Source organism: Arcicella aurantiaca (assembly GCF_003148625.1).
Classification (GTDB): Bacteria; Bacteroidota; Bacteroidia; order Cytophagales; family Spirosomataceae; genus Arcicella; species Arcicella aurantiaca.
The window spans coordinates 20,105-41,750 of record NZ_QGGO01000010.1 but is presented as its reverse complement, the minus strand read 5'-3'; the positions used below and the strand labels follow the sequence as shown (position 1 = coordinate 41,750).

17 protein-coding genes and 1 pseudogene are annotated in these 21,646 nt (G+C 35.5%); 8 read left to right on the top strand and 10 right to left on the bottom strand.

What is annotated here, in order from left to right:
* Positions 1 to 8 precede the first annotated feature (8 nt).
* Both LV89_RS10895 and LV89_RS10890 read left to right on the top strand, forming a co-directional pair.
* Entirely contained in the window at positions 9 to 371 is a 363-nt protein-coding gene (locus LV89_RS10895; protein WP_109742925.1) for a transmembrane 220 family protein, read from the top strand.
* 208 nt (positions 372 to 579) lie between these two features.
* Positions 580 to 1,347: a ThuA domain-containing protein gene (locus LV89_RS10890; RefSeq protein ID WP_109742924.1), complete on the top strand. Its 768-nt coding sequence runs from the start codon at positions 580 to 582 to the stop codon at positions 1,345 to 1,347.
* A gap of 71 nt (positions 1,348 to 1,418) precedes the next feature.
* Here the strand turns inward: LV89_RS10890 and LV89_RS10885 are convergent, their stop codons facing one another.
* The 4 genes from LV89_RS10885 to LV89_RS10870 form a co-directional block, all read right to left on the bottom strand.
* Positions 1,419 to 1,643: a Txe/YoeB family addiction module toxin gene (locus LV89_RS10885; protein WP_310588779.1), complete on the bottom strand. Its 225-nt coding sequence runs from the start codon at positions 1,641 to 1,643 to the stop codon at positions 1,419 to 1,421.
* Entirely contained in the window at positions 1,636 to 1,881 is a 246-nt protein-coding gene (locus tag LV89_RS10880) for a hypothetical protein (RefSeq protein ID WP_109742923.1), read from the bottom strand. The genes LV89_RS10885 and LV89_RS10880 overlap by 8 nt, the downstream gene beginning before the upstream one ends.
* A gap of 38 nt (positions 1,882 to 1,919) precedes the next feature.
* Positions 1,920 to 5,774 (bottom strand): methionine synthase, encoded by a 3,855-nt coding sequence (gene metH, locus LV89_RS10875; protein WP_109742922.1) that lies wholly within the window; start codon positions 5,772 to 5,774, stop codon positions 1,920 to 1,922.
* A gap of 67 nt (positions 5,775 to 5,841) precedes the next feature.
* Positions 5,842 to 6,459 carry a Uma2 family endonuclease gene (locus LV89_RS10870; protein WP_109742921.1) on the bottom strand — a complete coding sequence of 206 codons (618 nt, stop codon included), beginning with the start codon at positions 6,457 to 6,459 and terminating at the stop codon, positions 5,842 to 5,844.
* Positions 6,460 to 6,687: 228 nt separating this feature from the next.
* On the opposite strand from LV89_RS10870, the gene LV89_RS10865 reads away from it, so the two are divergent.
* Positions 6,688 to 7,155 (top strand): Lrp/AsnC family transcriptional regulator, encoded by a 468-nt coding sequence (locus LV89_RS10865; protein WP_109742920.1) that lies wholly within the window; start codon positions 6,688 to 6,690, stop codon positions 7,153 to 7,155.
* A gap of 131 nt (positions 7,156 to 7,286) precedes the next feature.
* Here LV89_RS10865 and LV89_RS10860 read toward each other — a convergent pair whose 3' ends face one another.
* Both LV89_RS10860 and LV89_RS10855 read right to left on the bottom strand, forming a co-directional pair.
* Positions 7,287 to 8,519: an MFS transporter gene (locus LV89_RS10860; protein WP_109742919.1), complete on the bottom strand. Its 1,233-nt coding sequence runs from the start codon at positions 8,517 to 8,519 to the stop codon at positions 7,287 to 7,289.
* Between the two features lie 39 nt (positions 8,520 to 8,558).
* Entirely contained in the window at positions 8,559 to 9,149 is a 591-nt protein-coding gene (locus tag LV89_RS10855) for a DUF7935 family protein (RefSeq protein ID WP_310588778.1), read from the bottom strand.
* A gap of 51 nt (positions 9,150 to 9,200) precedes the next feature.
* Between LV89_RS10855 and LV89_RS10850 the strand changes: the two genes are divergently transcribed.
* The 3 genes and pseudogenes from LV89_RS10850 to LV89_RS10840 all read left to right on the top strand — a co-directional run bounded on the left by LV89_RS10850 (position 9,201) and on the right by LV89_RS10840 (position 12,088).
* A complete protein-coding gene (locus tag LV89_RS10850) occupies positions 9,201 to 9,500 on the top strand; it encodes a HesB/IscA family protein (RefSeq protein WP_109742918.1) in 300 nt (99 codons plus the stop codon).
* Positions 9,501 to 9,815: 315 nt separating this feature from the next.
* Complete coding sequence (locus LV89_RS10845; RefSeq protein WP_109742917.1) at positions 9,816 to 10,709, top strand: Ppx/GppA phosphatase family protein; 894 nt, start codon at positions 9,816 to 9,818, stop codon at positions 10,707 to 10,709.
* Positions 10,710 to 10,842: 133 nt separating this feature from the next.
* A pseudogene (locus LV89_RS10840) lies at positions 10,843 to 12,088 on the top strand (IS256 family transposase).
* A 76-nt stretch (positions 12,089 to 12,164) separates the two neighbouring features.
* On the opposite strand, the gene LV89_RS25605 reads toward LV89_RS10840, so the two are convergent.
* Positions 12,165 to 13,532: a C1 family peptidase gene (locus tag LV89_RS25605; RefSeq protein WP_109742916.1), complete on the bottom strand. Its 1,368-nt coding sequence runs from the start codon at positions 13,530 to 13,532 to the stop codon at positions 12,165 to 12,167.
* A gap of 382 nt (positions 13,533 to 13,914) precedes the next feature.
* On the opposite strand from LV89_RS25605, the gene LV89_RS10830 reads away from it, so the two are divergent.
* Entirely contained in the window at positions 13,915 to 16,155 is a 2,241-nt protein-coding gene (locus tag LV89_RS10830) for a DUF5916 domain-containing protein (RefSeq protein ID WP_109742915.1), read from the top strand.
* A 491-nt stretch (positions 16,156 to 16,646) separates the two neighbouring features.
* Here the strand turns inward: LV89_RS10830 and LV89_RS10825 are convergent, their stop codons facing one another.
* A complete protein-coding gene (locus tag LV89_RS10825) occupies positions 16,647 to 18,152 on the bottom strand; it encodes a flavin monoamine oxidase family protein (protein WP_109742914.1) in 1,506 nt (501 codons plus the stop codon).
* Positions 18,153 to 18,404: 252 nt separating this feature from the next.
* Between LV89_RS10825 and kdsB the strand changes: the two genes are divergently transcribed.
* Positions 18,405 to 19,190 carry a 3-deoxy-manno-octulosonate cytidylyltransferase gene (gene kdsB / locus LV89_RS10820; RefSeq protein WP_229201504.1) on the top strand — a complete coding sequence of 262 codons (786 nt, stop codon included), beginning with the start codon at positions 18,405 to 18,407 and terminating at the stop codon, positions 19,188 to 19,190.
* Here the strand turns inward: kdsB and LV89_RS10815 are convergent.
* Positions 19,171 to 19,860 (bottom strand): SIMPL domain-containing protein, encoded by a 690-nt coding sequence (locus tag LV89_RS10815; protein ID WP_109742913.1) that lies wholly within the window; start codon positions 19,858 to 19,860, stop codon positions 19,171 to 19,173. The two genes, kdsB and LV89_RS10815, sit on opposite strands and share 20 nt — an antisense overlap.
* 131 nt (positions 19,861 to 19,991) lie before the next feature.
* Positions 19,992 to 21,563 (bottom strand): T9SS response regulator signal transducer PorX, encoded by a 1,572-nt coding sequence (gene porX, locus LV89_RS10810; RefSeq protein ID WP_109742912.1) that lies wholly within the window; start codon positions 21,561 to 21,563, stop codon positions 19,992 to 19,994.
* Positions 21,564 to 21,646 lie beyond the last annotated feature (83 nt).

Here is a 21,646-nt window from a genome sequence, read left to right as displayed (position 1 = left end):
ATATCAACATGAAATACATAGCCCTAATTTTTACCCTCATTTTTTTACTTTTTGCAGGTTGGCAGTATAATGACCCCGACCCAATTCTTTGGATTCCCATTTATTTGATAGCAGCTTATGCGACATTCAGAACGTATCAAGGAAAAGCAAATCCCGAAATGCTATTGGTTTTAATTGTGCTTTCTTTTGCGGGAGGTATGAATTCGTGGAATATGATGACTTCATGGGAAGGATTTTTCTCGGAAGGAGGAGGCTTATCGATGAAAACAATGAATCAAGAATTAGCTCGTGAAGCCTGTGGATTATGGATTGGAACGATAGCTTTTATGATTTGTTGGGAAATAGACAGATTTCAGAAAGTTAAAAGATAATTTTGTTAAAGTGCTGATTTTAGCCTTTTTACAAACAAAATTAGGTTTGTAAAAAGGCTTTTTTATGTTTTGTATTTTTGTGCCCTTGTAAAATTTCCTTACATACCATGATAATCAATGGTAGCGAATTTGTAATTTAGATTTCAAATAGGTTCGATAAATTTTCATTGAACTTAATTCATAATTCCATCTCAATCCAATTTTTATAATGAAAATATCTTCCGCAAAAAGCATAATGTTGATGCTTGGACTATCACTGATGTCAAGCATTTCGTTTGCACAACAATTTAAAGTTTTGTTATTTACCAAAACCGATGGCTTTCACCACGAGTCTATTCATGAAGGAGTAACGGCAATCAAACAATTAGCAAATCGCCATAATTTTAGTGTAGATTGGCAAGAAAATGCCACTGTTTTCAGCGATAAAGGCTTAGAAAAATATCAAGCGGTGATTTTCTTGAGTACAACTGGAAATATTTTGAATGAAGAACAACAAGCTGCATTTGAGAAATTTATCAAAGCTGGCAAAGGATATGTAGGTATTCACGCAGCATCTGACACAGAATATGATTGGGCTTGGTACGGTAAAATGGTTGGTATGTATTTTAAAATTCACCCACAAAACCAATCGGCTTATTTGAAAGTTGAAGATAGTAATTTTCCAGGAATGGAGCGTTTTCCAAAGAAATTCCTTTGGACAGACGAATGGTATGAATTCAAAACGCCTGCTAATGCCACTGATTTAAAGATTTTGGTTTCGGTAGATGAAAAAACATATAATCCTGCGGCAAAATGGGGAGATAAAGAAGGCAAGGGCATGGGAGATATGCACCCAATTTCATGGTATCACAACTATGACGGCGGACGTGCATTCTATACAGCACTTGGTCATATTCCATTGACTTATTCAGACCAAACTTTCTTAGACCATATTTACGGAGGTATTTATTGGGCAGCTACTGGAAAGGGTTTGTAAAACAAAATAGGCACTCAATTTGAGTGCCTATTTTTATTTTATCTAATAATGAAATCTGCATTGAATGACGATTATTTCTTCATCTGTGACTTGGTAATCCTATGTTCATCAGTTATTCGCCTTGACCAAAATCCTTTTAAATCATGTTTTAAGGGTTCTGGCTTACCTTTTCCAGTAAACGGATGACTTTGAGTATCTTCTAATAAATCAATAATTTTTCTAAGAATTTTAACGTCCACTTTAGCCCAATGAAATAAATCTTCTTGTGCATCTGGCTCAAAAATAAGACTACGCATTCACTAAGTTTTTTAATTGTTCTAAGTCAACTTTTACTAAGTTTTTACGTTGCTTAGCATTCTCTACTGCTTTTAATAAACGTTCTTTATTTACAGCATTACTCAATAAATATTCTGTAGTATCTACTTCTTCTGCTTCAATTGTAAGCGTTAGATTACGATTTTTAAACATCGATTTTAATGCTTTAACAAAATTATTGTCAAGTTCAGCTTCGTTAATTTGAAATGTCGATACCATAATTTGTTCGTTTATATTTAGTGTAAACTTAAATATTCCTAATCATAATTCAAAACAGGAGCGAGCCATTTCTCTGTCAATTCTAAGCTCATTCCCTTACGTTCTGCGTAGTCAACTACTTGGTCTTTAGCAATTTTTCCGATTGGGAAATACTTACTATCTGGGTGAGAGAAATACCAACCACTCACTGAACTCGCTGGATACATGGCAAAGCTTTCTGTCAATTGAATTTCTAATTTTTCTTCAGCTTGTAATAACTCAAAAAGTGCTTTCTTTTCAGTATGGTCTGGACACGCTGGATAACCCGGAGCTGGACGAATACCTTGGTATTTTTCAGAAATTAAATCTTCATTACTCAACGTTTCGTCGTTGGCATATCCCCAAAACTCTTTACGTGTACGCTCGTGCATTAATTCCGCAAAGGCTTCTGCTAAACGGTCGGCAAGGGCTTTTACCATAATTGAGTTATAATCGTCATGGTCACGGTCGTATTTTTCTAATAGCGTTTCGATTCCAATTCCTGCCGTAACCGCAAATGCACCGATATAGTCTTCTTTACCTGTAGTTTCAGGTGCGATAAAATCCGATAAACAATAATTGGCTACGTTAGCAGCTTTTTGTCCTTGTTGGCGTAAATGATGTAATACCGTTTCATTTTTGCTTTCTTTCGAAACATTGTAACTGATATGCTTATGAACACCATGTTTTTCGCAAGGGACTTCTTTGATAATTTCTTCAAAGGTGTGAAGAACAATGTCATCACCAACGGCATTTGCAGGATAAAATCCAACTACTGCACGAGCTTTAAGCAGTTTATTATCAATGATTTCTTGTAATAAAACATTAGCATCATCAAATAACTTTTTGGCTTCTGCTCCAACTACTTCATTGTCAAAAATCTTTGGATATTTACCCGATAATTGCCAAGTTGAGAAGAACGGAGTCCAGTCGATGTACTTGGCTATTTCTGCTAAATCATAATCCATGAAATATTTATTTCCTAAAAACTGTGGTTTTGTAGATTTGAAATTTGCCCAATCAATTTTTGGAGCGTTTTCACGAGCCTTTTCGATGGGAGCATAATTTTTATCTTTCTGACGGCTTGCGTGGTCTATGCGTAATTGAGCGTAAGAAGATTTAATTTCATCAAAAATTTCCTCTTTCGTTTGCTCACTTTGCATCAAACGGCCCGCCACTGGTACACTTTTCGAGGCATCCAACACGTGAATTACTGGGCCAGAATAATGTGGGTCAATTTTTACCGCTGTATGAATACGTGAAGTAGTTGCTCCGCCAATCAATAATGGTACGGTAAAACCTTGACGCTCCATTTCTTTCGCCACCCCAACCATTTCGTCTAATGAAGGCGTAATCAAACCTGAAAGTCCAATAATATCAACGTTGTGTTCACGAGCAGCGGCAAGAATTTTTTCGGTTTGAACCATTACGCCCAAATCAATAATTTCATAATTATTACAGCCCAAAACAACACCAACGATGTTTTTACCAATATCATGAACGTCGCCTTTTACTGTTGCCAAAAGAATTTTTCCACCACCTGTTGCACTCTGAGCTTCACCTGCACCTAAAGAACGAGTTTTTTCTTCCTCAATAAATGGTAATAAATAAGCTACTGCTTTTTTCATTACCCTTGCCGATTTTACTACTTGTGGCAAAAACATTTTGCCTGCTCCGAACAAATCCCCTACGACGTTCATCCCGTCCATCAGAGGGCCTTCAATTACGTGTAGAGGTTTGTCATATTGCTGACGAGCTTCTTCTACGTCGGCATCTATAAATTCTGTTAATCCTTTGATTAGAGCGTGTTCTAAGCGTTTTCCGACAGCTTGATTTCTCCAAGCATTGTCAACTACAACTTCTTTTCCTTTCGATTTTACCGTTTCGGCAAATGCTACCAAACGTTCTGTTGAATCCTCTCTGCGGTTCAATAAAACGTCTTCACAAAGCTCTAACATATCCTTTGGAATATCGTCATAAACGCCTAATTGAGCTGCATTTACAATACCCATGTCCATACCTGCTTTGATGGCGTGGTACAAAAACACGGTGTGCATTGCCTCACGAACAGGCTCATTTCCACGGAAAGAGAACGAAATATTTGAAACCCCGCCCGACACTTTGGCGTAAGGTAGATTTTCTTTTATCCAACGAGTAGCATTGATAAAATCAACAGCATAGTTATTATGTTCTTCGATACCTGTTGCAACGGTTAGGATATTTGGGTCAAAAATAATGTCTTGCGGAGGAAAATGCACTTTGTCCACCAAAATGTCATAAGCTCTTTTACAGATTTCGATACGTCTTTCATAAGAATCTGCCTGCCCTTCTTCGTCAAACGCCATCACGACTGTACTTGCTCCATAACGTTTAACTTTTTCTGCCGATTCAATGAATTTTTGTTCACCCTCTTTTAATGAAATAGAGTTTACTATGGACTTTCCTTGCACACATTTTAAGCCTGCTTCAATCACTTCCCATTTTGAAGAATCGACCATGATTGGCAATTTGGCAATGTCTGGTTCAGCCATCAACAAATTTAAAAAAGTCTTCATGGCTTCTACACCATCAATCATTCCTTCGTCTAAGTTTACGTCAATAACCATTGCACCACCATCTACTTGTTCACGAGCTACGGCAATGGCTTCTTCGTATTTATTTTCACGAATCAAGCGGGCAAATTTCTTTGAACCTGTTACATTACAACGTTCTCCGATGTTTACGTAGTTGGTTTCTTTGGTAATATTTAGAGGTTCAAGCCCCGATAATTTTTGGATAGGCTCAAATGTAGGAATCGTTCTTGGGGGATATTTTGCGGCAACTTTGGCAATTTCTGCAATGTGTGCAGGCGTACTTCCACAACAACCTCCAATAATATTCATGAAGCCATTTTGTAGGAAATCTTCTACAATCGCTGCCATTTCAGAAGGTGTTTGGTCGTATTCTCCCATTTCGTTGGGCAAACCTGCATTGGGGTGAGCCGATACTAAAAAGGGTGATTCTTTGGCTAAAATTTGTACATAAGGACGCATTAAGTCGGCTCCTAAAGCACAGTTCAAACCAATTGATAATAAATCTAAATGGGAAACAGAAGTCAAAAATGCTTCGGTGGTTTGTCCAGAAAGGGTACGTCCAGAAGCATCCGTAATCGTTCCCGAAACCATGATTGGGATTGGTGAATTGGGATTGGTGAATTGGGAATTATTTTCCTGACGTGGAATAGACGTACTTTGAAGTGGTCTGATAGTTCCTTCTGCTCTATCTTTTTGGTATAAATCAATGGCAAAAAGTGCTGCCTTTGCATTTAATGTGTCAAAAATAGTTTCTACCAATAACAAATCAGCACCACCGTCCATCAAACCTTGAATTTGCTCATAATAAGCATCAACCAATTCATCAAAAGTAACGGCTCTGAAACCCGGGTCATTTACGTCTGGCGATAAAGACAAAGTTCTATTGGTAGGTCCAATTGAACCTGCTACATAACGTGGTTTTTGCGGAACGCCGCCCGCAGTATTTTTAGCGGTAAATTCATCGGCTACTTCACGGGCAATTTTTGCAGATTCGTAGTTCAATTCATACACATATTCTTCCATGTGATAATCTGCCATAGCGATAGAAGTACCTGAGAATGTGTTAGTTTCCGCAATATCTGCACCTGCCTCAAAATACTTTGCATGGATTTCCTTGATAACATCGGGGCGAGTTATCGAAAGCATATCGTTATTACCTTTTACCTCATGCGGGAAATCCTTGAATTTCTCGCCACGATAATCGGCATCAGATAATTTATATTCTTGAATCAACGAACCCATTGCTCCGTCAAGCACAAGGATTCTATTTTTTAAAACTTCTTTTATATTTGGTCTATTCATCTTTTTGGTAGGTACAAAGTGACAAAGGCACAGTGTCACAAAGTATTAGTACAGTTTTATATCAACTTTAATCATTCTCAAATTCATCTTCTACCATTCCTTCAAAAATGACCGCTAAATCTATTTTCATTTCAGGAAAAATATGAGAATACATGATTTCATCATCAGTCATGGGACGGTGTCCAATATATTTACCTTCTTCGTTGAGTGTATAAATAAAAACACAACAATCTTTGGGTTCAACTAACCAATATTCACGTACACCACTTGCTTCATAAACTTGAAATTTTTGCTTCATTTCTTTTTTAGAATTGCCGGGCGAAAGAATCTCAATGACTAAATCTGGTGAACCCAAACAACCTCTTTTATCCAATTTAGACTCATCACAAATCACACAAATATCAGGTTGTACAACGGTCTGAATATCTTTATTAGTCTTTTTATCTTTAACCGTCAGGCGTACATCAAAAGGGGCAAAAAAGACTTGGCATGGATGTTTTTCAAAGAAATTACCCACCGCCATTGTTAAGCGAAATGCAATTCTTTGGTGCTTCATGGCTGGGGCAGGAGACATTTTAAATATCTTTCCCATTATCAGTTCTATCCTTTCTTTGAAGTTCCAAGTCAAATAATCAGCATAACTGTAAGTTGCATTAAGGTCTATTTGCGAAATGTCTGTTGTCATCGTTTGAATTTCTTAGTAAAGTACAAATTTAGTATTAAAAATTAGCTTACTGATAATTTCCTGATACTCATTCAACAAAATCTATTACAAAATTATCCCTTTAAGATAAATAATTTACTTTGTTTTGAAAAAATAGATATATTTACCTTACTAAATGAAAATATCAGATATTATTAGCTAAATGTTTGCTATTTATTTCAACGAACCGATAAATTATCTTCTAAAAATATGGCAATTAAAATAGACTCAACCGACAAAGAAATTCTTAGACATTTACAACAAGACGCTTTGTTGACGACCAAAGAATTGGCTTCACGCCTAAACCTATCACCTACGCCCGTGTATGAACGTGTGCGGAGGTTAGAAAAAGATGGGGTTATCAAAAAGTACGTGGCTTTGGTGGATAGAGAAAAAGTGCTGAAAGATTTAATGGTTTTTTGTAGTATCCGTTTGAAAGAACACGCCCAAGAAGCAGGAGCGAGGTTTGTTCAAGAAATTGTACGATTAGACGAAGTGCAAGAATGTTATAATATTTCGGGAGATTATGATTTTATGCTCAAAATTGTGGTTCATGATATGCGAGAATATCAAGCATTTTTGATGAATAAATTAGCGTCTTTAGAAAATATCGGCAGTACACACTCCATCTTCGTAATGTCTGAAATTAAGCATGAAACAGCGTTTTTAGTGAGTTGATTTTTTATGATGTATAATTGGCTGATTGTGTCTGAATTATGATTTTTATGATTGGAAGATTTTATGATTTTCCGTAAAATTTAATCTTCAAATTCTTTAATCCTATAAATCATAGTTCAGACTAACCTATCCTACTCTTCCAAAAAGTCTAAATCCTTTCCATGTGTTTCTGGAATGGTAAAAATAGAGTAAAATGCCATTGCAAATGCAATGATACCTACCACAGCGGCAGCATCAAAAATACTCATAGAAGGTTTTAAATAAGCAAAAAGAGAGGTCATTCCGATAACTGCACCTCTTACCATATTTGGAATGGTTGTTGCTGCCGTAGCACGTAAATTTGTCCCAAATTGTTCTGCTCCAATGGTTACAAACATTGCCCAATAACCTACTGAAAAGCCCGCACAAACACAAGTTGTATATAAAGCCGTAGCCGTTTGAATTCCTGCATATAAATACACAATACTACAAATGAGTGACATTAATAGAAGAATAGCTACTGCTTTTTTACGAGATTTTAAAAATTGACTAATGACACCACTTGATAAATCGCCAAAGGCAAGTCCGATATAACAAAACATAATGGCTTTGCCCGGTTCTATGTTTTCTTGAATGCCCATGGCTTTTCCAAATTCATTGGCAAATGTTGCCAAAATACCAATAACAAACCATGTTGGAACTCCAATAGCAATACATTTTAAATATCTGCTCAAACGGTCTTTATTGGTAAAGAGAGCAAAGAAATTTCCTTTTTGAATATGTTTTTGTTGCTTCAAATTTTCAAACATTCCTGACTCAAAAACGCTGATACGAAGTAATAAAAGCGTTATTCCGAGTCCGCCACCCACAAAGTAAGCATTTCTCCAACCGCCAAATTCTTTTACGGTGAAATATGCCACAACTGCTCCAAATAAACCAACTCCTGCAACTAATGATGAACCTAAAGCTCTTAATTCTTTTGGTAAAATCTCAGAAACTAATGTGATGCCAGCTCCTAATTCTCCTGCCAAACCTACTCCTGCAATAAAGCGTAAAAGACCGTAAGTGGTTGGGTCTTGTACAAAACCGCAGGCAATATTGGCGAGTGAATAGGTGATAATTGACCCAAAAAGTACCGATAAACGCCCTTTTTTGTCGCCCAAAATTCCCCATAAAATTCCGCCTAAAAGTAAGCCTCCCATTTGCCAATTGATAATATCTTTACCGACAGAGGAAATTTGTTCTTCGTTTAAACCCAATTCTTTCAAACTCGGCACTCGAACAATTCCGAATAAAAGGAGGTCATAAATATCTACAAAATAGCCCAAAGCGGCTACAATAACAGGAATACTGAAAAGATGTTGGATAGTGGTTTTATTTTTCATAATTATTATTGTTTTCAAAAGACGTTGCAGGCAACGTCTCTACATGAAAAAAAATGTTCTCATTTCTTGTTTTACCATTCTAAGGGCTTCGTCAGAAGAATTTACTCCTTTGTTCATCACAACTTCAAAAATTCGTTTTGAAAGCTCCAAAGCAGGAGCTTCTGAAGCTAAATCTTTAGCCGATAAATTGATTAAAGCAACGGTTTCATTCATGGCATTTTTGATGGTTGTCCATGCTTGGTCGCTCATATAAACTTGTTGAGATAAGTTATGAGAAAATTCTTCTCTGATTTCCGCAAGCATTAATTGTTGAAAATCAGCAACTGTTACAGCTCTGCCATTCAAACGAATCAATAAGTTATTAGGAGAAATTCTTTCTAAAAATAAAGCCATTCGCTCGTATGCTTGCAAACGTATTGGAAGTAAAGTTTTGGTCGTTTCAGCCTTAATATCTAATTCTTTTTGAACTAAATCTTTTTTGATAAATGAGCTGACTGTCAAATACATAGCCCATAGAACCAATCCAGCAGGTAAAATAACTTTTAATAAATCGGCAACTAATTCCATTGTGTAAGGGTTAATTAATTTTAGTTTTAGCTTTTGACTTTCGTGTGTATTGTCAAAAGTCATTAGCTTAGAAAATCAAAAATAGTTAATTTTAGTGGTGAAAAGAATGTAGTTATGACAGATTTGAAAATAAATCCCATTGATATTACCGATAAAGCGAAAGAACAGATTAATAATGCCTTGAAAATCAAAGGTATTCCCGAAAATTATTTTTTGAGAATTGGTCTGAGAGGAGGTGCTTGTAGTGCCACTTATTTTATTGGTTTTGATAAAATGGAAGACAATGACGAACTTCACCAAATCAATAATCTAAATATTGGTCTATTAATAAAAAAGCCCCACTTGATGTATTTGATGGGCGTTGAATTGGATTTTGAGGAGGAGGGAAACGGATACACTTTTAATAAATTGTAAGGTTTATGAGTGTTGAGTATTTGAGTATTGAGTATTGAGTATTTGAGTATTTGAGTATTGAGTATTGAGTATTGAGTATTGAGTATTGAGTATTTGAGTATTTGAGTATTTGAGTATTGAGTATTTGAGTATTGAGTATTTGAGTATTGAGTATTTGAGTATTGAGTATTTGAGTATTTGAGTATTGAGTATTTGAGTATTTGAGTGCTAATGTCTGCTTAAATTTAGAGAGGTTATATAAATTATTTTTCATCTTTTTCATTACATTTTTCTCATCACGTTTAAGCCTTCCCAACAACTCTTTAATTTTAAAGAATGAAAATAGCTGCTATTGACATTGGCTCGAATGCCGCCCGTATGCAAATCTCGAAAGTCTTAGAAAATGACGGAAAGATTAGTTTTAAAAAAGTTGAATATGTACGTTTTGCTCTTCGTTTGGGGCATGATGTGTTCAATGAAGGAGAAATTAGTCCCGAATCAGAAGTCAGGATTTTTAAATTATTGAATGCTTACAAACTTTTGATGGATTTGCACGAGGTAAAAGATTATCTCATTTGTGCTACCTCCGCCATGCGTGAAGCTGGTAATTCAGATGCCGTTATTACTCGTATCCATAAAATTTTGGATATGAAAATCCATATTATTGAAGGAGCAAAAGAAGCTGAACTGATTAACGACGTGGTCGTTCAAGCATTAGGAGACGGTAATTATTTGCACATTGATGTTGGTGGAGGTTCGACGGAATTAAATATTTATTCGGAACGAAAGAAAATTGCATCTCGTTCATTCAAAATTGGCTCAGTTCGTACTTTGGAAAATAAAGAAAAAGAAGGAGATTGGGAGAAAATGAAAAAGTGGATAGAAAGCAATATTGACCCTAAAAAATCTAAAATAACTGCCGTAGGAACAGGAGGGAATATTAATAAATTGTTTAATATTTCAACTCAACACGAAGACGAAACCTCGATGTCTTACGACGAATTAAAACGCCTAAAAGAATATGTAGCAGGGTTTACTTATGAAGAAAGGATAAACAAACTACGTCTCAACGCTGACCGTGCTGATGTTATTATTCCCGCTGCCCAAATCTATATTTCAGCCATGAAATGGGCAGGAGCAAAAACCATTTTAGTCCCTGATTTAGGTCTAAAAGATGGTATCATCAAAATGGTTTATGAGAAAATTCAAAATCGTAAAAGTAAATCATAAGGTTAACCAAAATGACATAAAAAAGCACAGATTGAATTTCAATCTGTGCTTTTATTTTTAAGGAGATTGTAAATTAAACTGTGTCAAGTAAAATTTAGCAAGAATGTTAATTTTACAAAAACACAGTTTTTTTATGCAAACACAATCAGACTTTAATTTTGAAGACTTCAAGAAAGAAGCTATCAAAGGGATGTATGAGGGCAAACCACTTAATGGGAAAAAAGGTATTTTTGCTCCTCTTCTAAAACATTTTTTAGAAGCTGCCCTCCAAGGAGAAATGGATTCTCACTTGCAAGAATCTAAACTACAAGGCGAGCCTAATCGTCGTAATGGCAAGGCAACAAAACGGGTAAAAAGTCTCTCAGGAGAGTTTGATTTGGAGACTTCCAGAGATAGAACGGGGACATTTGAACCCCTGATATTGCCCAAACGCCAGATAATTATTACCGAAGAATTAGAGGATAAAGTAATTGCTCTTTATGGTCGTGGTGTTTCTACTCGTGATATTAGTGAGTATATCAAGGAAATGTACCAGATGGATATTTCTGCGACTCAATTATCATCTATTACTGATAAAGTTATTCCAGCCCTCAATGAATGGCGAACACGCCCCCTACAATCGGTTTATGCCTTTGTTTATTTGGATTGTATGCACTACAAGGTACGAGAAAATGGCAGAGTCGTTACCCGAGCCATTTATAATATTTTAGGGGTTGACTTAGGGGGAAAAAAAGATTTAATAGGGATGTACGTCTCTGAAAGCGAAGGGGCTAAGTTTTGGTTGTCTGTAATTACAGACCTAAAAAATAGAGGAGTTGAAGATATTTTAATTGCCTGTATTGACGGTTTGAATCGGATCGCCGAAGCGGGGCTTTCCAGAAGCCATTGGGGCAGTATTTCCTTTAACTCAAATTCAGACTTGTGTAGTTCACCAAATCCGTAATAGCTTACGATACATTGCAGAAAAAGATAAAAAAGCCTTTATGGTTGATTTAAAGCCTGTTTATCAAGCAGTTAATAAAGAAGAAGGCTTTGGAAAGTTGGCTAAATTAGATGAAGTATGGGGCAAAAAATATCCAGTTCCGATTCAATCATGGTATAATAATTGGGAAACTTTATCCACTTTTTTTGAGTATGATGAGCAGATTCGTAGGGTCATTTATACGACCAATACCATCGAAGGATTCCATCGACAGGTCAGGAAAATTACTAAAACAAAAGGGGCATTTACCTCAGATATGGCTCTGATGAAACTGGTGTATTTGGTGGTTCAAAATATATCTGAGAAATGGACGATGCCCCTGCACAATTGGAGCTTGACTCTCTCGCAACTATATGTTATTTTTGGAGATAGATTGAAACTCCATCTAACAAATTAGTTTTCTTCGGGGCAAGCCCCGAAGAAAACTAAGAAATCTTGACACAGTTCAGTTTACATATCCTTTTTAAGAAGGATTATTCCTCTTCTTCTTCTTCACCAGCTTCTTCTTCCTCTTCTTCTTCTTCTTCCTCTTCTTCTTCCTCTTCTTCCTCTTCTTCTTCCTCTTCTTCTTCCTCTTCTTCTTCCTCTTCTTCTTCTTCACCAGCTTCTTCTTCCTCTTCTTCTTCCTCTTCTTCTTCCTCTTCTTCTTCTTCTTCTTCTTCTTCTTCTTCTTCTTCTTCTTCTTCTTCTTCTTCTTCTTCTTCCTCTTCTTCTTCTTCTTCTTCTTCTTCTTCTTCTTCTTCTTCTTCTTCTTCTTCTTCTTCTTCTTCTTCCTCTTCTTCTTCTTCCTCTTCCTCTTCATAATACTCGTCTTCGTATTCGGCTAAAATATCGTCATATTCTCCAGTGCCTTCGTATTCTAATTCGTCATATTCTTCAGGAACTTCTTCGTCATATTCATATACATCAATAAATTCCCAAATGTCGAAAGTCTTATAATCATTTTCTTTGTAGAAAATATAATCCTTGCGGTCATATCCTCTACCATTATCAATTACTGATTTTTTATCATTAATCCAAGTATCATCAGACTCAGGAATTGGCGTTGTACGACCAAAAATCCAACAGTCTCCTAAATTGAATTTATTGTTGATTACATATTCATAAGGCATATAGCAATAGCCTTTGTCTCCCCATTTTTCACCCCATGAGTTACGAACGATAAACATTTTATCTACCTCAGAATATCCCACACAAAGCATAGCGTGCAAGCCATGAGCACTTCTTGAAGCTTCGTCTGGAGATGGCATTGGAACAATTCCTTTATTTTTCGTGCAAGAATCGAAAGAAGGGAAAAGAGCAATCCCAAATACAATTGGATAACCATCTGCCAAACTTTTTTTCCATTCTTCTAATTTAACAGGAACAAATTTCTTTGTTTCAATTTTGAAATCTGCCGCTACTTCGTAAGACTTTTCGTGAGGCTTTTCATTCACCATTTTGGCTTCGTAAGGCCAAGTAGATTCCTTACAAGCTCCAATTTTCATTAAACTGTCAACCGCATATTGAATGTGGCTACCTGCATCTTTGATAGTACCACCTGCTCTTAAACGGGCATTATAATAAATAAATAGACGGCTTACATCAAATGCTTTTTTGGCAAGATATTTTTTGGCTAAATATTCATAAGCACCCGCTACGGCGTTGGCAGTACAACTACTAAGACGTTGTTGGTCTTCAACTTGGGTCATGTACGAACGTAAATCTACTTTAGAAGGCATTTCAGCATTTTTTAATTTTGAAGAAGCCTTATACTTTTCTGCATCTGCACTTGGTGCAAGATACTCGTATCCTTTGATTTCACGGTCGCTACCGCCTTGTTGGTCAAATTTTAAACTCATTGTGGTAAATTGATGGTTATACACCGATTGGTGTTTAGTGATAATTTAATGTGGAAAATGGATATTTAATCTTTGTCTTTTAATACTAATTGAAGAGATTGTGTGGTTAGTTGCAAGTCGATTTGAATTAAAAGGGTTAGCAAATACTGATTTTTTTTTGTCAAATTTCTGCAATTCATTTGAATATTTTTTAAAACATGAAAAAAGATTATTAAGCGGTCAAAATACATTTTTTTGTATGATTTCTATTCTGAGTTTTTTAGAAAATCATTCCTATCAGAGACGGACAAAGATTCCTAAGAACTACTTTAACTTTGCAGTAAATATTTAGGGCTAAAGGTTTCATTTTCAAGCTCATCAACAAGATATTCAAAAACAATCAGTGAAAAAAACATTTATACTACTCTCAATTTGCTTGGGGAGTTTGAGCTTATCTGCTCAAAAAATTAATGAGAAATACCAATATCATATCAAAAAAGCTACCAGTAGTATCAAGATTGATGGTAAATTAGATGATGAAGAATGGCAACGTTGCGAAACAGCACAAGACTTTTGGATGATGACTCCAGCCGATACCTCAAAGGCGAATTGTAGAACTGAAGCCAAATTTACCTACGACGATAATTTTCTCTATTTTTCTGCTATTAATTATCAAGCCAAGGAAGCTCCATACATTGTAGAGTCGTTGAAAAGAGATTTTAATTTTGGGTTAAACGATAACTTGTGGTTAATTCTTGAACCATTCAATGACCTTACGAACGGTTGGGTTTTTGGTACAAATGCCGCAGGAGCTCAATTTGATGGACAAATTGGCGATGGTACTAATTTGAATGCCAATTGGGATAATCGTTGGAGTTCTCAGACTTCTTTTGATGGTAAAAAATGGATTTTGGAAATGGCAATTCCCTTTAGTTCGCTCCGTTATAAAGCAGGAGAAACCAATTGGGGAATGAATTTGAGTCGTTTAGATTTAGGTTCAAATGAAAAATCTACTTGGGCTCCCGTTCCACGTCAATTTTTTTCAATTACGCTTGCTTATACAGGTACGCTTGTTTGGGACAATCCACCGCCAACGCCTAAAACCAATATTTCAATTATTCCTTATTTATTGACAGGTGTAAATAAGAATTTCGAGAAAAACGAAGATGCTGTTATCAGAAAAGATATTGGTGGTGATGCTAAAATTGCCATTACGCCATCGTTAAATCTTGACCTGACTATCAATCCCGATTTCTCACAGGTAGATGTTGACCAACAAGTGACCAACCTCAACCGTTTTGAGTTGTTTTTTCCTGAGCGTCGTCAGTTTTTTCTTGAAAATTCGGATATTTTCAACAGTTTCGGAAGTGAAGAAACTCGCCCCTTTTTCTCTCGCCGAATTGGTTTAGGAACACCCATTCAATACGGAGCAAGATTGAGTGGAAAATTGGATAATAATTGGAGAGTTGGGCTTTTAAATATCCAAACAAGTGCCAATAAAGATACGGCGGTCGGACTTCCAACTTACAATTATTCGGTATTGGCTTTACAACGAAAAGTGTTTTCTCGTTCCAATATTAGTATGATGATTGTCAATAAAGAAAGTGTAGGTTTTGGTGTTGATAATGCTCGTAAAGGATTTACTGAATATAGTCGTAATGCCGTTATTCAGTATAATTTGGCTTCAAAAAGTAATAAATGGTCTGGCAAAATTGCGTTGATGAAGTCGTTTTCTCCTGACCAAAATACAGACGATTTCACCCAACATATTAATCTTTCTTATACCACTCGTGTTTGGACGATTGGAGGAGTTTTTACTCGTGTTGGAGAAAATTATCGTTCAGAAGTGGGCTTTGTTCCACGTAGAGGTTATCATTATTTTAGTCCTTCTATTAGCTATACTTTTTACCCAAAAAAATCGGATAGCAGAATCGTATCACATGGCCCTAAATTGGTGGGATTTATGTATAAAAATAACCGAGAAAATGTGCCATTAAACGTAGTCTTGTCATCGGACAATGCCAGTACCGAAGCTGTTATTTACAATTTTACATTTAGAAATAGAGCTTTATTTGAAATTTGGGGAGGGTACGATAATACCGTATTATTTTCACCATTCAATCCGATAAATCCTTATAAAAATGATTATTATGTGAAAAATAGGAGTGAGCATTCGTGGACGTCTTGGGGTACAAGTTTTACCTCAACACCACGTAGTTTGTTAACTTATGGTTTTAATTCTCGTTATGGAGCATATTATGGTGATGGTACTCGTTTACGACTAAATGCACAGTTGGGTTATCGTTTTCAGCCTTTTGTAAGTATTTCATTATCAGGTGAGTATAATAAAATAAAAGACGTTAATTTGTTTGATAAGCAAACAAATAAGCCTGTTTTAGCGGGTACTGATTTTTGGTTGATTCAATCAAAATTTGATATAACCTTTACCAATAAATTGTTCTGGACGACTTATTTTCAGTATAACGAACAAGTCAGTAATGTCAATTTGAATAGTCGTATTCAGTGGAGATATAAACCCGCTTCGGATATTTTCTTAGTGTATTCAGATAATTATCTACCTTCAGACTTAGGCATCAAAAACCGTTCTATCGTCGTTAAATGGAATTATTGGTGGAATATTTAGTTTAGTGAATAGTGAAAAGTTAAGAGTGAATAGTGAAAAGTTAAGAGTGAATAGTGAAAAGTTAAGAGTGAATAGTGAAAAGTTAAGAGTGAATAGTGAAAAGTTAAGAGTGAATAGTTAAAAGTTAAGAGTGAAAGGTTCGTAGTTCATAACCCTTCACTCATAAACTTTTAACTCTTCACTCATAAACCCTTCACTCATAAACCCTTCACTCATAAACTTTTAACTCTTCACTCATAAACCCTTCACTCATAAACCCTTCACTCATAAACCCTTCACTCATAAACCCTTCACTCATAAACTCTTAACTTTCCACTCTTCACTCATAAACCCTTCACTCATAAACTCTTAACTTTCCACCCTTCACTCATAAACCCTTCACTCATAAACCCTTCACTCATAAACTTTTAACTCTTCACTCATAAACCCTTCACTCATAAACCCTTCACTCATAAACCCTTCACTCATAAACTCTTCACTCATAAACTCATTTACTCCTTGCCATTCACTCTTTTCATCAACTCTTCCGCTGCCATTCTACCTGTTTCTGCACCACCGTTCATATAGCCTTGTGAGGTTTTACTACAATGTTCCCCTGCAAATAAAATACTGTTGATGGGTTCGGCTTCAACGCCACCAAAAGCAGTTTGTTGCCCAACAGTCATGCAGGCGTAGCTACCTTTGGCAAGTGGGGCATTTCCCCAATTGAATACGCCCTTTTTGCCGTTAAATTGCTCCTTAAAACTTGGATAAATAATATCTAAGTGATTCACAAAGCCATCAACACTATTGTTATTTAACTCTTTACCCATTTTTCCACCCGTGAAAATAGAATATCCACCAGCACCTTTATTGTCGTTCTGCATTTGGGAACTATCCCAGCCATTGTGGATTAAATTGCTCAAAACGTAGCCAGAAAAACCTTGTTCACGCCAAAAACGACTTTTCATACCCAAGAACATCTTTGAGTTAGTTCCGTAAGATAATTCTTTGATACATTTTGCTTTTTTGGGCGACATATCCACATTCATTTTTACCTCTCTCAATACTGAAAAAGGAATTGTCATAATGACAAAATCTGCGAAAATTTGCTTGCCATTTTGGAACACCAATTCATATTCCATACCCTTTTCGGTAAGAGCTTCTAATTGATAACCCGTCTCGATATTTTCTTCTAAAGTTTTGGCAAGAGCATCCACCACTTTCTGATTTCCACCAATGACTTTATAGCGTTCATCGCTTGTACCGTAAATTTCAAAACTATTTTTACTGTCGGTATCTAAAAGAGATAAAAAAGCTAAACAAGATTGAATATCAGATTCTAAACCCATTTCTGAGGTATAGGAGATTCTCAATAACTCATATAACCAGCCCGAAATACCGATTTTTTGTAAATATTCGTCCAGCGACAATCTATCTAAAGCAATTAACGCAGGGTTTTTTAAGTTTCCTTTTGCCACAATTGCCGCATCTTTTTTGATGGTAGCTACAAAAGGCTTGATGGCTTCAATAATTGATTTATCGTTAATTCTGTGATTATCAAAAAAGTAATCGTGCTGAATTAAGCCCAATTTTGCTTCTTCGGGAGCTTGCATATCCAACAACCCAAGATTGAATTCTTTACATAAATCCAACATATCTTTATGCGACGAATCTATAAATTCGCCTCCCAATTCGGTAGTTATGCCATCAGCTAAAAGTCCTGTGGCACTCATCATTCGTCCGCCAGTACGTTTGGCAGCTTCGTAAATGGTTGGACTAAATCCTGCTTTTTTCAATTGATGAGCCGCATTTAAGCCTGCAATTCCACTCCCAATAATGGCAATTTTTATACCTTTTCGACTGACACAACTCGTTAAATTTGTACTTAAAAAAGCACTTGCCGATACGATAGAAGCTGTTTTGATGAAATTTCTACGTGAATTGTCGAGTGTGATTTCTTCTTTTTGAGCCTCTAAAAAAGCTTTTTGGAAAAGTCTTAAAATGGGAGATTTCATAGTATAATTAGCAGGGGAAAATTTGGTATGATTTGATTTTGTATCGAATTTGAACCTCTTTTTTTAGATGATGAGCGAATTTTACATCACTTTTACGAATTGCAGATACATAATCATTGAATTGCACGTTTCTAATCGTAAATTTATGTTTAATTACTGAAAATGGTTTGATTTTTGTCTTTTAAAAATATTCTGTGTTAATTCACAATACTAAATAAAATCACACTATCTGCTTGCCAAAAACAATAAAACGTGAATAAAATTTTAGGAATAATTCCAGCTCGCTACGCTTCCACTCGTTTTCCTGCCAAACCTCTTGTAGATATTGGAGGAAAGTCTATGATTCAAAGAGTTTATGAACAAGCCTCGAAGTCAAAATCGTTGGCAAAAGTGGTAGTTGCAACAGATGATGAACGTATTTTTGACCATGTTCAATCCTTTGGAGGTGAGGTAGTTATGACTTCTACAAAACACCCAAGTGGGACAGATAGATGTTTTGAAACGTTCCAAATTGTATCAAGAAACGACCGTAAAAAACAAGGGAAATTATACAAGAAATATGATTATGTAATTAATATTCAGGGAGATGAACCCTTTATTCAACCTGAACAAATTGATATTTTAGCGGCTTGCTTGACCGAAAAAACAGAGTTAGCAACCCTTGTAAAACAGATTGAAGACGAACAAACATTATTCAATCCGAATACGCCAAAAGTAGTTTTTGATAATAATCACGAAGCCATTTATTTCACTCGACAAACCGTTCCGTATTTACGTGGAATAGAAAAAGCAAAGTGGCTTGATGCACATGATTATTACAAACACATTGGTATTTATGCGTATCGAGTAGATGTTTTAAAGAAAATTACCAAATTGCCAATGGCACTTTTGGAGCGTGTGGAGTCTTTAGAACAATTGCGTTGGTTGGCAAATGGCTTTAAAATAAAAATTGCCGAAACCCCTTACGAAAGTTTCGGCATTGATGTTCCTGAGGATTTGGAGGAGGCTTTACGGAGAGTTACTTCATTTGAAAAGTAATATTTACTTGGTAGGATATTTTTATCTTTTCAACTTCAATATCTGTTTTAAATTTACCATATCCCACTTTTATATCCTCATTGAGGTCATATGATTTCCAACCCTTTCTTAATCCATAAAATTCATTGCCACTAATCAAGATAATGTCACCAATTTTTTTCCCTACACTCTCAGCAATAGAATTAGCCTTTTCTTTTGCATCATTAATGGCTTTAATACGCAATTCTTTTTCAATTTCAGACTGCATTTTATTAGTCATTTTATTCAATGATGTATTTGTTAATCCCTTATTATCTAATTTGGGAAGTAGATTATTAATATCGTTAATGGTCTTAACTTTTAAAATGTAATTTCTACTTTCTAAAAAGCTACTCGGCTTATCATCTGAAGAATAGCGTTTACTTCCTTGTACTGTATTGATGGTTAAATTATCTTTTTTTAATCCAATTTCTTCAACTGCCTTCACAAGTGATTTTTCTAAAGTTTCAATGCTAAGTTTTTCGTTCTCTGTTTTAAAATATTCCTGTAAATTAATGCTGTATTCAAAATAATCTGGAACAACTTCAATTTCCGCTTGACCTGTAACTTCGATTTTACTAATGTTATTTTGTGCCTTTGAAGTCAAAGCAACCAAATAAAATAAACACAATATGGGGATGATTTTTTTCATAGAATTATTGCTTAAATTAGTTTAAAATAAATTGTAGAATACGGATTTAACAGATTGAACACCGAATAATTATGTAATTTTATTAAAAAATATTTGTATCCAATCCATTAAATCAGCGTGCCAATAAAAACCTATTTCGCCGTCAAATAAACAAATGGAATAATACATTCCTCCAACGACACCCCACCATGCTGAAAAGTATTTCTATAATGACTTACATAATGGTTGTAATTGTTAGGATACGCAAAGAAATAATCTTCCATCGTAAATACGTAAGACGTTGATACATTGACCTTTGGCAAGAAAAAACGCTCAGGTTTGCGACAAACCAAAAGATGAGAATCATCATCCCAATTTAAGTTTCTACCTTGTTTATATCTCAAATTTGTATTCACAGAACGGTCGCCCACAATTTTTACAGGATTTTGCACTCGTATCATTCCGTGGTCAGTTGTGATGATTAATCGACCTTTTTTATCCGATATTTTTTTCAATAAATCAAACAAAGGAGAGTGGTTAAACCAACTTGCCGTTAAACTTCTATAACCTGATTCATCGGGAGCTAATTCCTTTATCATTGCCATGTCTGTACGTGCGTGCGAAAGCATATCCACGAAATTATAGACGATGACGTTCAAATGATTTTGCGATAATTTGGTGAAATTTTCCACTAAATTTTTCCCTTGATTGTTGTGAATAATCTTGTGATACGACGATTTTACTGCAAAAGGCATTCTGCTTTTCCGAATTTGTTCTTGGAAGAAAAACTCTTCGTGTTGGTTGAAGCCTTCTTCATCTTCGCTGTCGCCAATATCTTGTACCCAATGTTTGGGATATTGTTTTTCAATTTCAGAAGGCATTAAACCTGAGAAAATAGCATTTCGGGCATAAGCAGTTGTTGTCGGTAAAATTGAATAATAAACGGATTCTTCTTCTACTGAAAAATAATCTTGAATAAGTCCCTCCAAAATTTTCCATTGGTCGAAACGTAAATTATCAATTAATACAAAAAATAGGGGAGAGTCTTCTTTTAGTAAAGGGAAAACCTTTTTACGCATTAATTGATGCGACAAAACAGGTTTATTTGCTTTGGGTTCATTGAGCCAATCTTCATAATTTTCGGTGATAAATCTTGAGAAGTTGGCATTGGCTTCCGCTTTTTGCATATTCATAACCTCCGCCATCGACTTGTTTTCGGTTCGGTCAATTTCCAATTCCCAGAAAAGTAATTTTTTGTAAATTTCAGCCCATTCAGCGTGGTCAATACGGTCTTGATATTGCATTGCCAACTGACGGAATTCTTGCTGATACGAAAGATTTGTTTTTTCTTCTTCTAAACGTTTTTTATCTAAAATTTTCTTGACAGAAAGAAGTATCTGGTTGGGGTTCAGAGGTTTAATTAAATAGTCGGCGATTTTTGAACCGATTGCCTCTTCCATAATATATTCCTCTTCCGACTTCGTAATCATAATTACAGGAAGATTTGGCTTCAATTGTTTTATTTTTGGAAGCACCTCCAAGCCTGTCATTCCAGGCATATTTTCATCTAAAAAAACAACATCAAATTTCTTTTTTTCTACTTCTTCCAAAGCATCCGCTCCAGAGTTTACGGGTGTAACTTCATAACCTTTTTGGGTAAGAAACATGATATAAGGTTTGAGCAAATCTATTTCATCATCTGCCCAGAGGATTGAGTATTGCATAATTAATGATTTAATGTTTTGGTAGTAAATTAACGGAGAGTATTATAATTTGTTGCAATGTATTATTATATTATTATCCTTTG

Bases quoted from the DNA above. Each gene is read 5' to 3' on its own strand.
- porX (WP_109742912.1), bottom strand. From the start codon at position 21,563: ATGCAATACTCAATCCTCTGGGCAGATGATGAAATAGATTTGCTCAAA.
- LV89_RS10880 (WP_109742923.1), bottom strand. From the start codon at position 1,881: ATGGTATCGACATTTCAAATTAACGAAGCTGAACTTGACAATAATTTT.
- metH (WP_109742922.1), bottom strand. From the start codon at position 5,774: ATGAATAGACCAAATATAAAAGAAGTTTTAAAAAATAGAATCCTTGTG.
- LV89_RS10870 (WP_109742921.1), bottom strand. From the start codon at position 6,459: ATGACAACAGACATTTCGCAAATAGACCTTAATGCAACTTACAGTTAT.
- LV89_RS10865 (WP_109742920.1), top strand. From the start codon at position 6,688: ATGGCAATTAAAATAGACTCAACCGACAAAGAAATTCTTAGACATTTA.
- LV89_RS10850 (WP_109742918.1), top strand. From the start codon at position 9,201: ATGACAGATTTGAAAATAAATCCCATTGATATTACCGATAAAGCGAAA.
- LV89_RS10845 (WP_109742917.1), top strand. From the start codon at position 9,816: ATGAAAATAGCTGCTATTGACATTGGCTCGAATGCCGCCCGTATGCAA.
- LV89_RS25605 (WP_109742916.1), bottom strand. From the start codon at position 13,532: ATGAGTTTAAAATTTGACCAACAAGGCGGTAGCGACCGTGAAATCAAA.
- LV89_RS10815 (WP_109742913.1), bottom strand. From the start codon at position 19,860: ATGAAAAAAATCATCCCCATATTGTGTTTATTTTATTTGGTTGCTTTG.
- LV89_RS10860 (WP_109742919.1), bottom strand. From the start codon at position 8,519: ATGAAAAATAAAACCACTATCCAACATCTTTTCAGTATTCCTGTTATT.
- LV89_RS10825 (WP_109742914.1), bottom strand. From the start codon at position 18,152: ATGAAATCTCCCATTTTAAGACTTTTCCAAAAAGCTTTTTTAGAGGCT.
- LV89_RS10885 (WP_310588779.1), bottom strand. From the start codon at position 1,643: ATGCGTAGTCTTATTTTTGAGCCAGATGCACAAGAAGATTTATTTCAT.
- LV89_RS10855 (WP_310588778.1), bottom strand. From the start codon at position 9,149: ATGACTTTTGACAATACACACGAAAGTCAAAAGCTAAAACTAAAATTA.
- LV89_RS10890 (WP_109742924.1), top strand. From the start codon at position 580: ATGAAAATATCTTCCGCAAAAAGCATAATGTTGATGCTTGGACTATCA.
- LV89_RS10895 (WP_109742925.1), top strand. From the start codon at position 9: ATGAAATACATAGCCCTAATTTTTACCCTCATTTTTTTACTTTTTGCA.